Origin of the sequence: Chryseobacterium aurantiacum, assembly GCF_003020585.1 — a bacterium.
GTDB lineage: Bacteria > Bacteroidota > Bacteroidia > Flavobacteriales > Weeksellaceae > Chryseobacterium > Chryseobacterium aurantiacum.
In genome coordinates this window covers 121,727-134,484 of the sequence record NZ_PXUE01000005.1, presented here as the reverse complement: position 1 = coordinate 134,484, position 12,758 = coordinate 121,727, and the positions used below count along the sequence as shown (strand labels likewise).

The 12,758-nt window shown below is 35.2% G+C and carries 13 protein-coding genes; 12 read left to right on the top strand and 1 reads right to left on the bottom strand.

Annotation, left to right across the window (positions count from 1 at the left end; genetic code table 11):
- Nucleotides 1-98 precede the first annotated feature (98 nt).
- From C7D53_RS16745 to C7D53_RS16725, 5 genes are all read left to right on the top strand, one after another.
- Nucleotides 99-776, top strand: coding sequence for a porin family protein (locus C7D53_RS16745; protein ID WP_106917559.1), 678 nt, complete (start codon nt 99-101; stop codon nt 774-776).
- A gap of 145 nt (nt 777-921) precedes the next feature.
- On the top strand, nt 922-1,419 hold the full coding sequence (locus tag C7D53_RS16740) for a hypothetical protein (protein WP_106917558.1): 498 nt from the start codon (nt 922-924) through the stop codon (nt 1,417-1,419).
- 459 nt (nt 1,420-1,878) lie between these two features.
- Nucleotides 1,879-2,529, top strand: coding sequence for an outer membrane beta-barrel protein (locus C7D53_RS16735; protein WP_106917557.1), 651 nt, complete (start codon nt 1,879-1,881; stop codon nt 2,527-2,529).
- Nucleotides 2,530-2,604: 75 nt separating this feature from the next.
- Complete coding sequence (locus tag C7D53_RS16730) at nt 2,605-3,273, top strand: outer membrane beta-barrel protein (RefSeq protein WP_106917556.1); 669 nt, start codon at nt 2,605-2,607, stop codon at nt 3,271-3,273.
- A 74-nt stretch (nt 3,274-3,347) separates the two neighbouring features.
- Nucleotides 3,348-4,013, top strand: a complete 666-nt coding sequence (locus C7D53_RS16725) for a porin family protein (RefSeq protein WP_106917555.1) — start codon at nt 3,348-3,350, stop codon at nt 4,011-4,013.
- 77 nt (nt 4,014-4,090) lie between these two features.
- Here the strand turns inward: C7D53_RS16725 and ffh are convergent, their stop codons facing one another.
- Nucleotides 4,091-5,452 carry a signal recognition particle protein gene (ffh, locus tag C7D53_RS16720; RefSeq protein ID WP_106917554.1) on the bottom strand — a complete coding sequence of 454 codons (1,362 nt, stop codon included), beginning with the start codon at nt 5,450-5,452 and terminating at the stop codon, nt 4,091-4,093.
- 614 nt (nt 5,453-6,066) lie between these two features.
- Here ffh and atpB point away from each other — a divergent pair.
- From atpB to C7D53_RS16680, 7 genes are all read left to right on the top strand, one after another.
- On the top strand, nt 6,067-7,194 hold the full coding sequence (atpB, locus tag C7D53_RS16710) for a F0F1 ATP synthase subunit A (protein ID WP_106917552.1): 1,128 nt from the start codon (nt 6,067-6,069) through the stop codon (nt 7,192-7,194).
- Between the two features lie 42 nt (nt 7,195-7,236).
- Entirely contained in the window at nt 7,237-7,455 is a 219-nt protein-coding gene (locus tag C7D53_RS16705) for an ATP synthase F0 subunit C (protein ID WP_007844726.1), read from the top strand.
- 101 nt (nt 7,456-7,556) lie between these two features.
- Complete coding sequence (locus tag C7D53_RS16700; RefSeq protein WP_106917551.1) at nt 7,557-8,051, top strand: F0F1 ATP synthase subunit B; 495 nt, start codon at nt 7,557-7,559, stop codon at nt 8,049-8,051.
- A gap of 2 nt (nt 8,052-8,053) precedes the next feature.
- Nucleotides 8,054-8,593: an ATP synthase F1 subunit delta gene (atpH, locus tag C7D53_RS16695; RefSeq protein WP_106917550.1), complete on the top strand. Its 540-nt coding sequence runs from the start codon at nt 8,054-8,056 to the stop codon at nt 8,591-8,593.
- Nucleotides 8,594-8,609: 16 nt separating this feature from the next.
- Entirely contained in the window at nt 8,610-10,187 is a 1,578-nt protein-coding gene (gene atpA, locus C7D53_RS16690) for a F0F1 ATP synthase subunit alpha (RefSeq protein WP_106917549.1), read from the top strand.
- 77 nt (nt 10,188-10,264) lie between these two features.
- Nucleotides 10,265-11,128: an ATP synthase F1 subunit gamma gene (gene atpG / locus C7D53_RS16685; protein WP_106917548.1), complete on the top strand. Its 864-nt coding sequence runs from the start codon at nt 10,265-10,267 to the stop codon at nt 11,126-11,128.
- A gap of 264 nt (nt 11,129-11,392) precedes the next feature.
- A complete protein-coding gene (locus C7D53_RS16680) occupies nt 11,393-12,751 on the top strand; it encodes a hemolysin family protein (protein WP_106917547.1) in 1,359 nt (452 codons plus the stop codon).
- The last annotated feature ends 7 nt before the right edge of the window (nt 12,752-12,758 follow it).

Sequence of the window (12,758 nt, the reverse complement as noted above, 5' to 3'; positions counted from 1 at the left end):
TTTCTATTAACCTTTCGTTAACCTTTAGTTTATTTTAAAAGTTTGTTAATTTGAAAAAAATAATTAGCTTTGCTGTCCTTAAAATATAACTAATAACAATGAAAAAACTTTTACTTACTGCAGCAGTCGCTGTATTGGGAATTTCTGTAAACGCACAAGAATTTAAATTTGGTCCTAAGGCCGGATACTCTTTATCAATGCTTAAAGCAAGTGGAGAGGGGAAAACTTACAATTTCGATGCAAAGTCTACTTTCTACGCTGGAGCAATGGCCGAGTATAAATTCAATGAAAAGTTTGCTGTACAGGGAGAAGTTTTATACTCTCCAATAGGTGGTAAACAAGAAGAGGCGGTTTCTTATAACTTAATGGGTGTTGACGTTACAGGTACTGAAAAGTCTGATTGGAAATTAGGAACTGTACAGGTTCCTGTAAGTGCAAAATATTATGTAACTGAAAACTTAGCTTTCGGAGTTGGTGTGAATGTGGGGGTTATTATTTCAGCGAAAATAAAAACTACAGCAACATTATCTGGAACAGCGCTAGGTCAACCTTTCTCTGACTCTACAACTGAAACTGAAGATGTGAAAAGCCACATGAATAAGTTGAATTTAGCTCCTTTTGCTGGTGCTGAATACACTCTTGAAAACGGATTGTTCTTTGATGCAAGATATAACTTAGGGGTTTCTAATCTTATGAAGAAAGAGGATGGAGAAAACGGAACATTAAAAAATAGCTTCGTTCAGGTAGGTGTTGGTTTCAAATTTGGAGGAAACTAATTCTGAGATTTTAGAAATAAAAATCATCATATATAGCAGGACAAATTTTGTCCTGCTTTTTTATTGTAAAGAATGTCACCCCTAGAAATATGCTCCCTATGATGAAAATAATTAGTACTTTTGAGCCAGAATTTAAGCTAAAAAAATGAAAAAGGTATTATTAATAGGTGCTTTTGCACTTTTAGGAGGTGCTGCACAAGCACAGGAGGGTTTAAAATTAGGTGGACACATTGGAGTTCCTGTGTCTGATGCAAGCAATGTATCTTCATTTACATTAGGAGTAGATGCTGCTTATATGTGGAATATCGGTAAAGGTTTTGACCTGGGGGTAGCAACTGGGTACTCTCATTTCTTTGGAAAGGATCACTTTGATGATTTCGGATTTATTCCTGTAGCTGTTTCTGGTAAATATAAATTTAAAGGAGCGCCTATTTTTGTAGGATTAGACTTAGGATACGGGATTTCTACAAAAGACGGAATTGATGGTGGGTTCTATGCTCAGCCAAAATTTGGATACCAAATGTCTAAAGGAGAGTTGTACATAGGATACCAATCTGTAAGCAACAGACGTGACCACGGTTGGTACAGAGACGACTGGAATATTGGTGCTGTAAACTTAGGATATAACTTCTTTATTAAATAAGGAAAGTTGAACATAACAAAACTCCGGCCGCAAGGCCGGAGTTTTTTATTAATAATAGAATCTTAATGTATTATACTTTTAGCCTCAGCTCTCAATATCTTGTGATTATCTCCTTTTGAGAGGGTAAAAATAAGTGGGTAATATAAACATTTGTTTAAATTTTAAGACTTAATACTCTAAATGTTAATATTTTAAGAAGGCGTTTTTAGCTGTATTAGGGGAATTAGAGAGAATTTCACTAAAATTGCTAAATTTGAAAAACCAAACATATTCGGCTCTGGTTGATAAATTGGAGTTTATTTATTCATAATATTGTGAAAAACTCAAAGGGCTTTATTGAATACAATTTATCTTTACAAAACGCTAAATTTTAACAATGATATTAATCACATTAACAAATTTTAATATTAATGGGGACCACTGTAAATTTGCCTCCAGAAAGTATTAAAATTTTTTAAAATGAAAAAAATATTATTAGCGGGTGCTGTTGCACTTTTCGGTTTATCAAATGCTCAGATTGCTAAAGGTACTACATATGTTTCAGGACAATTAGGGTATTCTCAGAACGAAAATAACAATAACGATACTAAAGTTGAGAGCTTCAAAGTTCTTCCTACAGTAGGTTATTTCGTAAACACTAACTTAGCAGTAGGTTTAGGTGTAGGTTACAAAAACGATAACACAAAAACTGTTTCTACACTTGGTACAACTACAATCGATGGAAAAGAAACTGTTTCTGGATTTGTTGTAGCTCCTTTCGTAAGAAAATACTGGACTTTAGCTGACAAATTATATATCTTCGGTCAATTAGAAGTTCCAATGGTATTCGGTCAAAATAAAGACGAAGGTACTTCTACAACTACAGTTGGAGGAACTACTGTTACTTCATCTACTTCTACTAAAAATAACTTCACTTCTATCGGAGTTAACGTTAAGCCAGGTTTAGATTATTTCTTAAACAAAAACTGGTCTATCGAAGCTACTTTTGGTGAGTTTGGTTACAACACAAACAAAGTAAATGTAGACGGAGCTAAGAGAGTAAACGATTATAAATTCGGATTGAATTTATCTTCTGTAACTTTCGGAGTTAAATATGTATTTGCTAAGTAATTAACAAAACATTATAAAATAGAGCCCTAAGATTTTCTTGGGGCTTTTTTTGATTAAAAAACTATATAATATCTCATGAAAAAATTCTTATTAACAGTTGCTGTTGCGCTTTTCGGCATTTCCAATGCTCAGATTGCAAAAAAAACAGTATATCTTTCAGGGCAAATAGAGTATCATCATAAAGAACTAAGTAATGTGAATGTTACAATAAAGGAAGATATTGTAAAAGTAATTCCTACTGTAGGTTATTTCATTGATGCCAACCTTGCCATAGGACTGGGTCTAGGGTATAAAAGTACGGATGGCAAATACAAAATAGGGGACTCAAGCATTAGTACAGTATTGACTACGAAAGAATCGGACAATGCATTTGTTGTGGCTCCTTTTATAAGAAAATACTGGTCCTTGTCTGATAAACTATATTTCTTTGGACAATTACAGGTTCCATTGGAATTTGGTGAAGAAAAAGTGGTTCTAAACAGTGATGGTGTGGAGATGGGAATAGATCCATTGCTTTTTAATTCTTTTTCCGGGAAGAATAACTATACAGCCATTGGGGTTAACATCCAGCCAGGTTTTGACTATTTCTTGAACAAGAACTGGTCTATTGAGGCTACAATTGGTGAATTCGGGTACAATACCCACAAGAGAGATATTGATGGAGCTAAGAGGGTAAACGACTATAAATTCGGATTGAATTTATCTTCTGTAACTTTCGGAGTTAAATACGTATTTGCCAAGTAATAAATAAACACAAAATAAGCCTTAATATACTGTTCTAAGGCTTTTTCTAGTCTAAAATTTCATATAATATAACCATGAAAAAAATCTTATTAGCATCTGCAATTGCCTTATTTGCAGGATTGAATGCACAAACCGGTTTTGGAGTAAAAGCAGGATATGCTTTATCAACATTAAATTCCAATGAAAATAGTTTCGAGCTTGATGGAGCAGGAGGCAGCCTGAAGTCTAAGTCCGGATTTTATATTGGAGCATTGGTTGAACATAAAATCAATAATAAATTTGCCCTTCAGGCAGAAGTGGAATATGCTAACCTTGGAGGAAAAATGGAGGTTTCAGTGCCTGGGTTATCAGGTGTTAAAGTGATCGAAAAAATGAACTTTAACAGGATTGTGATTCCTATTTCTGCAAGATATTATGCAATGCCTGAATTAGCTGTTTATGGAGGTCCTTACGTAAGCTTTAAAGCAAATAATACCGTTAAAATTGATGTAAGTGGAGCGTTGGTGACTAATCAGGCTGCGCTTGATGAAGGGGAAAGAAGACTGGAGAATTTTTTTGACAACTCTTTAAAATCTACAGACTTTGGTTTATTCCTTGGAGCTGATTATAAGGTTTACAAAGGACTATTTGTAGATGCTCGCTATAGCTTTGGATTAACTAATATGATTAAAAACCCTGTAAACAACGAAAAGCTAAAGATGAATTTCTTTCAGTTTGGAGTAGGGTATAAGTTTAAATAGCCTAGATCAAATAAAAAAAACAAAAAACTCTCAGAAATTCTGAGAGTTTTTTTATGAAAATATAATTCGTTTTTAAATTATTTCCCAAACATTCCGCCCATTCCAGGCATGTTTGGCATTTTGCTCATCATCTGCATCATTTGCTTTCCTTGAGGCCCTTGCATCATCTTCATCATTTTTCCCATTTGATCGAATTGCTTCATCAACTGATTTACATCTTCAATCTTTCTTCCTGCACCTCTCGCAATTCTGTTCTTTCTCTGAGTATTGATAATGGATGGTCTTCTTCTTTCTTCAGGTGTCATAGAGTAGATGATTGCTTCAATGTGTTTAAAGGCATCATCACTGATCTCTACATCCTTAATTGCTTTTCCAACCCCAGGAATCATTCCCATAAGGTCCTTCATGTTACCCATTTTCTTAATTTGGTTGATCTGCTTAAGGAAATCGTCAAAACCAAACTCGTTTTTAGCAATTTTTTTGTGAAGTTTCTTAGCTTCTTCTTCATCAAACTGCTCCTGTGCTCTTTCTACTAAGGAAACAACGTCTCCCATTCCCAGGATTCTGTCCGCCATCCTTTCCGGGTAGAAAAGATCCAGGGCTTCCATTTTTTCTCCTGTAGATATAAATTTGATTGGTTTTTCAACAACAGAACGGATGGTTAATGCAGCACCCCCTCTTGTATCACCATCTAACTTGGTAAGAACAACCCCGTCAAAGTTAAGAGCATCATTGAACGCCTTAGCAGTATTCACAGCATCCTGACCTGTCATGGAATCCACTACGAAAAGTGTTTCCTGTGGCTTGATGAAGTAATGTACAGACTTAATCTCGTTCATCATCTGCTCATCAATGGCTAAACGACCTGCAGTATCCACGATTACTACATCGTGATTGTTGGCTTTTGCAAAGTTGATGGCATTTTCAGCAATAGTAGAAGGGTTGGTAGCTCCGTCCTCTGTATAAACAGGAACGTTGATCTGTCCTCCTAATACCTTTAGCTGATCAATTGCAGCAGGACGATAAACGTCACATGCTACCAATAAAGGCTTTTTATTTCTTTTTGTTTGTAAATAATGAGCAAGTTTTCCGGAGAAAGTGGTTTTACCGGAACCTTGAAGACCTGCAATAAGGATCACAGATGGTTTTCCTGAAAGATTAATTCCCTCCTGAGAACCTCCCATTAGATCTACTAGTTCATCATGAACAATTTTCGTCATCAATTGCCCTGGAGTAAGCGATGTAAGAACGTTTTCTCCTAATGCTTTATCCTGAACTCTTTTAGTAAGATCCTTGGCTACTTTATAGTTAACGTCGGCATCCACCAATGCTCTACGAATTTCCTTTACGGTTTCCGCTACATTGATTTCGGTAATTTTTCCACGTCCGGAAATATTATGTAATGCCTTGTCTAATTTATCCTGTAAACTATTAAACATATTTATTGTAAATTATAGGTTTGCAAAAATAAGGAATTTTTAAGAAACCTGAGTATTATAGACTTAATATTATAAGGATTAGAGTAAGATTTAGAAAAAGAAAGGGTAAGGGAATAGGGAAGCAGGCTTGTTTTTATGATTTATAATGGTTTCTGCGGGTTGTTGTTTTTTTTTCTTTCCTCTGATTTTATTCCTTATTTATATAGTATAGAAGAATATTAGTTTTGTTTTGTTTGAAAAATTATAATCTTATTTTTGCAGCATGAATTTTCTAGATTGTTTCATTATTATATTATTAGTAGTATTTTTTAATATAATAGTATATATGATATTTAAAAAGTATTTCTTTGGTAAAGCAGATGCAGGAATGAAGTTTCTTGTTGTGAATATAGCCAAGGATGTTATTTGGCTGGCTATTTCTTTATTAATTATAGAAAAGACCAAGTCTAATTTTCTCTTTATAGTGATCTGCTTTATAGTGGCATCATTCCTCATTTATTTACCTATAATAAAACTCATTAATAAGTCTTGAATTTTTTGATGATAAAAATCAATTTTTAATATTGGTAAAGTTTAATAAAATCGATATATTTGCACACGATTAAAAAAGAGATATGAACAGAAAAATTTCTTCATTATTTTTCGCATTTTTATTTGTGTTTATTAGTGGTTTAGCTTCTGCGCAACACGAATCTGAAGGAGAAAAGTTAGCTGAAAAAGTAGAGAACAAAGAGGCACAGGATAGCTTCAATGCGACCAAGATGATCATGGAGCACATTGGTGATTCGAATGAATGGCATTTATGGACTACAAAAGATGATAGTGGTGAAGAACATCACGTTTCTATCCCTTTGCCAGTTATCATTAAAGATAATGAAGGATGGCATACTTTTCTTTCAAGCAGTATTGCTCACGGACACGAACATGATGGGTATACTTTAGAGCACGGACAAGTAGTTTCTACTAAAGGTGTTGAAAAAGCAACTTTATTTTCAATCATCAGTGGGAAACAAAAATCAAACGAAGTGTTTTTTGATCTTTCAATAACAAAAAACGCAGCTTCAATGTTCTTGTCAGTGATTTTTATGGCAATAGTGTTCATAGGAATGGCAAGAAATTACAAGAAGTCACAACTTCCAAAAGGGATTGGAAAATTAATGGAGCCGGTAATTGTATTTATCAGAGATGAAGTGGCTATTCCAAACATCGGGTCAGTAAAGTATAAGAGATATATGCCTTATTTATTAACGGCTTTCTTCTTTATCTGGTTCAATAACCTTTTCGGATTGGTACCGTTCTTCCCTGGAGGAGCTAACCTTACAGGTAACATTGCAATCACAGCTGTATTAGGTATCATTACATTATTAATTACATTATTCAGTGCGAATAAAGATTATTGGAAACACATCTTTATGCCGCCAGTTCCAATCTTATTGTATCCAATCATGGTTCCAATCGAGATTATCGGAATCTTTACAAAGCCTTTCGCTTTGATGATGCGACTTTTCGCTAACATTACAGCGGGACACATTATGATCTTGGCGATCATCTCATTGATCTTCATTTTCAAGTCTCCATTCTTAGGATTTGCATCAGTTCCATTAGCATTATTTGTTTCTGTATTGGAATTATTAGTTGCTGCATTGCAAGCATACATCTTCACTGTATTATCCGCTTTATTTATCGGTATTGCAGTTGCAGAACACGACCATGAGCACGGTCACGAAGAACACGCTCACTAATTAAAATTAAAATAATTTTTTAACTAATATAATTTATTTATCATGGATTTATCAACAGGAGCAGGATTAATTTACGTAGGTATCGGTTTAGCAGTACTAGGTGTAGGTCTAGGTATCGGTAAAATCGGTGGTCACGCAATGGATGCTATCGCTAGACAACCAGAACAAGCTGGTAAGATTCAAGGAGCAATGCTTATTGCTGCTGGTCTTATTGAAGGTGCTGGTCTTATCGCGATCATCTTTGGTGCTTTCATCAAGTAATCTATCCTCAAAAAAACATTCTTAGCAGTTAAGCGGTTGGCTGCTGCTAAGAATTTTAAAAAACAATCCATAAATAACACTTAAAAAAAGAATTTACAGATATGGGAATTATTGAACCTGGAATTGGACTTTTATTTTGGATGACCCTTACTTTTGTTATCCTATTGTTTCTTCTAGCTAAATTCGCTTGGAAACCAATTGTAAGTGCTGTTAATGAAAGAGAAACTTCTATCGTTGATGCATTAAACCAAGCTAAATTGGCTAAAAAAGAGATGGAAGATCTTAAAGCTGACAACGAAAGAATCATTCGTGAAGCTAAAATTGAAAGAGATGCTATCCTTAAAGAAGCTAGAGAAATTAAAGACAGAATCGTAGGTGAAGCTAAAGACGCTGCTAAAGCTGAAGGAGATAAATTAATCGAAGCTGCTAAGCAAACTATCAACGCTGAGAAAAATGCTGCAATGGCAGACATTAAAAATCAGATCGGTGCTTTATCTGTAAACATTGCAGAATCTATCTTGAAACAAAAGCTAGATAACACTGAAGCTCAAAATGAATTAGTTCAAAATTATATCAACAAATCTAACCTTAACTAAGAATGCTTACATCTAAAGTAGCGAAAAGATACGCACAGGGTTTACTTGATTTCACTAATGAATCAGGTCAAACAGCTGCCGTATTTTCTGAAATGCAAGATGTAGTGAAGATCATGATTGAATCTAAGGATTTGAACAAATTCTTCCTTACGCCTTACATTGATGCAAAAAAGAAAATAGAGGTAGCAAACGAAATTTTCAAAGGTTTCTCAACATCTTCCCAGAATTTGATCACATTGGTTATTAAACACGGACGTGAAAGCCAATTAAAAAATATCGCTCAGGAATTCATCAATAAAGTTGAAGATATCAACGGTGTACAAAGAGTAACACTTACTACAGCAACACCTCTTTCCAAAGAGAATATTGATCAGATCCTAAGATCTACAAATTTGGTAAATGCTAATTCAAGTTTTGATTTGAAGGTAAATATCAACCAGGATATTTTAGGAGGATACATCCTAAGAGTAGGTGACCAGCAGGTAGATGCGTCTGTGAAGACAAAATTGAACCAAGTTAAAAAAGATTTTCAATTAAATTAAGAAAAACAACCATACAATGGCAGAAATAAATCCGGCAGAAGTATCTGCGATCTTAAAACAGCAATTGGCCAACTTCGACACTCAATCAAATGTTGAGGAAGTAGGTACAGTTTTAACCATCGGTGATGGTATTGCTCGTGTATACGGGTTAGAAAACGTACAATACGGAGAGTTGGTGAAATTTTCTAGTGATGTAGAAGGTATTGTACTTAACCTTGAAGAAGACAACGTAGGTGTTGCTCTACTTGGTGAAAGTAAATTAGTAAAAGAAGGGGATACAGTAAGAAGAACAAACAGAATCTCTTCTATCAAAGTAGGAGAAGGAATGTTAGGAAGAGTAGTAGATACTCTTGGTAACCCAATCGATGGTAAAGGTCCTATTACTGGAGAATTATACGAAATGCCATTGGAAAGAAAGGCTCCTGGAGTTATCTTCAGACAGCCGGTAACTGAACCTTTACAGTCAGGTATCGTTGCAATTGATGCGATGATTCCTGTAGGAAGAGGGCAGAGAGAGCTTATCATTGGTGACAGACAGACAGGTAAAACTACTGTTGCGATTGATACAATCATTAACCAAAGAGAATTTTTTGATGCAGGTAATCCTGTATATTGTATATATGTTGCGATTGGTCAAAAAGCATCTACAGTAGCACAAATTGTTAAAACACTTTCTGATAAAGGAGCTTTAGCATATACTGTAATTGTTGCAGCTAACGCATCAGATCCAGTTCCTATGCAGGTATATTCTGCAATGGCAGGTGCTTCTATCGGGGAGTTCTTCAGAGACACTGGTAGACCAGCTTTAATTGTTTATGATGATTTATCTAAACAAGCAGTTGCTTACCGTGAGCTTTCTCTACTATTAAGAAGACCACCGGGCCGTGAAGCTTACCCTGGAGACGTTTTCTATCTTCACTCAAGACTATTGGAAAGAGCTGCGAAAGTTATCGCTGATGACAATATCGCTAGTCAAATGAATGACTTACCAGAGTCTCTTAAGCCAATCGTAAAAGGTGGTGGTTCATTAACTGCACTTCCAATTATCGAAACTCAGGCTGGTGACGTTTCTGCGTATATCCCTACAAACGTAATCTCTATTACAGACGGACAGATCTTCTTGGAGTCTGATCTATTCAACTCAGGGGTTCGTCCAGCGATCAACGTTGGTATCTCTGTATCGAGAGTAGGAGGTAACGCTCAGATCAAATCAATGAAAAAAGTTTCTGGTACACTAAAATTAGACCAGGCTCAATATAAAGAACTTGAAGCGTTTGCTAAATTTGGTTCTGACCTTGATGCTTCTACTTTAGCTGTAATCTCTAAAGGAGAAAGAAACGTAGAAATCCTTAAGCAGCCGGTAAATGCACCGCTTCCTGTAGACAGTCAGGTAGCAATTGTATATGCTGGAACAGAAAACTTAATGAGAAACGTTCCTATCAGAAAGATTAAAGAATTCCAACACGAATATATCGAATTCCTAAGATCTAAGCACCCAGATACTATGGCTGCAATTAAGGCTGGGAAAATCGATAACGATATTACAAGCGTTCTTAAGCAGGCAGCTAACGATTTAGCTTCTAAATACAACTAAAAAAATTCAATGTTTAAGGTTTAAAATATAAAGTTTTAAGCCTTAAACTTTAGACCTTAAACTTTGAACCCAAATTAATGGCAAACTTAAAAGAAATACGAGGCAGAATTACGTCAATTTCATCTACGATGCAGATTACCCGTGCTATGAAGATGGTTTCCGCTGCGAAACTTAAAAAAGCACAGGACGCAATTGTAATGTTAAGACCTTATTCTGAAAAATTACAGGAACTTATCCAGAATGTAAATTCTAGCTCTGATCCTGACCAGGTTTCTGTATATGCTCAGAAAAGAGAGGTTAAAAGAATACTTTTCATCGCTGTTACTTCAAACAGAGGTCTTGCGGGAGCTTTTAACTCTTCTATCGTAAAAGAACTTAACCTTCAGTTTCAGAACAACTCTCAGTATGAGATTGAAGTTCTTCCTGTAGGTAAAAAAGTATATGATGCTGTAAGAAGAAATCGTACAGTATATGCTAATGGAAGTTCTGTTTATGATAACCTGAACTTTGACATGGTTGCTAATGTTACAGAAGGTGTAATGACAAGCTTCAAAGAGGGGAAATTTGACGAAGTTTATGTTATTTATAACAAATTCGTGAATGCTGCTACTCAGGAAGTAACCACAGAACAGCTTCTTCCAATCTCAATGCCTGAACACACAGAGCCACAGGTTGAAACAGATTATATCTTTGAACCTAACAGAGCAGAGATCTTGGATAACTTGATTCCAAAGTCTATCAAAACTCAGGTTTTCAAAGCAATCTTAGACTCAGTAGCATCTGAACATGGAGCGAGAATGACGGCAATGCATAAAGCAACAGATAATGCAGAAGCCCTTAGAAATGATCTTAAGATTTTCTACAACAAAGCAAGACAGGCTGCAATTACCAACGAAATCTTGGAAATTGTTTCCGGAGCAGAAGCTTTGAAAAATTCGTAAGAATTATTTTAACATACTATCAAAAGCATCGATACTATCGATGCTTTTTTTGTTATATAAAAGATGAAAACCCTTGTTTATTACTCAAAAAACTGCTCTTTATATGAAAAACCAATACAGGGTCCGATTATTTTTTTAAATCCAAATTAGGTATATCTTACAATGTCGTTTTTCCATCGAAAAATCAACACACTAAAATAACTTATCTCAGGTTATTTATATTTTGCATATCTTTGTACCTAATAAAATTTATACAACTTCTAAATGGACTCGGACATAGTCAGGCTTTTGCTGGCCTTATTTCTTGTATTACTAAATGGCTTTTTCGTAGCCGCAGAATTTTCAATTGTTAAAGTTCGTTACTCACAAATTCAATTAAAAGCCGCAGAAGGAGATTCTATGGCAAAGCAGGCAGAACATATCATCAAGCATTTGGATGAATATCTTTCCGCTACACAATTAGGAATTACATTGGCATCCCTTGCCCTGGGTTGGGTAGGAGAAAGTGCCCTGCATCATATTGTTGAAAACATCTTCCACTCTTTAAATGTAGATTTAACCCAAACTACCATTACCACCGTTTCAGTGGTCACCAGTTTTGTATTAATTACAATTATGCATATTGTATTTGGTGAGCTTATTCCAAAATCAATTGCGATAAGAAAATCAGAAGCAACCACAATGGCAACAGCAGTTCCATTGAGGGTTTTTTATACTGTTTTTAAACCATTTATTTGGTTGATGAACTCAATGTCCAATACTTTTTTAAGATTGGTGAAAATTCACCCGGCGTCAGAGCAGGAAATTCACTCTACAGAAGAGCTTCAGCTTTTGGTAAAACAAAGTGCAGACAGTGGTGAGATTGAAGAAGAGAATTATGAGATTATCAAGAATGCATTTGATTTTACAGATCATTCTGCCAAACAAATCATGGTTCCAAGACAGAATATTACGTCCATTGATTTTGAAGAAGATGTTAATGATATTATCAATACAATAATGGATAGTGGTTATTCCCGTATTCCGGTGTATCTTGATTCTATCGATAATATAATCGGAATTTTCTATACCAAGGAAATTATTAGGGAGTTTGTAAAGAGAAAAGGAGATCTTGATCATGAGGATCTTAGAGATTTGATGCGTGATGCCTTTTTCGTGGTGGAAAGTAAAAAAGTTTCAGACTTACTGAAAACGTTCCAGCTTAAAAAACAACATATTGCTATTGTTATCGACGAATTTGGAGGAACTGAGGGAATTATCACATTAGAGGATATTCTGGAGGAGCTTGTAGGAGAAATTCAAGATGAAGAAGATGATGAAGAGAAAATAGTAGACAAAATAGCTGATGATACCTACTGGGTGCAGGCTACACAACCTTTGGACGAGATCAATGAATTCTTACCCAAAAAGCTTCCTCTTTCGGAAGAAAGCGAATACAACTCATTAGCAGGATTCATTCTTCACGCATTGGAAGAAATTCCTGAAGAAAATCAGGAGTTTGACCTTGATAACTATCATTTCAAGATATTGAAAATGAACAATAAGAGTGTTGAACTTGTAGAATTGGTGTATCAGGAGCCCAATGCCATTGATAATTTAGCAGATAAAATTGGCGAAGTTTAAAATAACT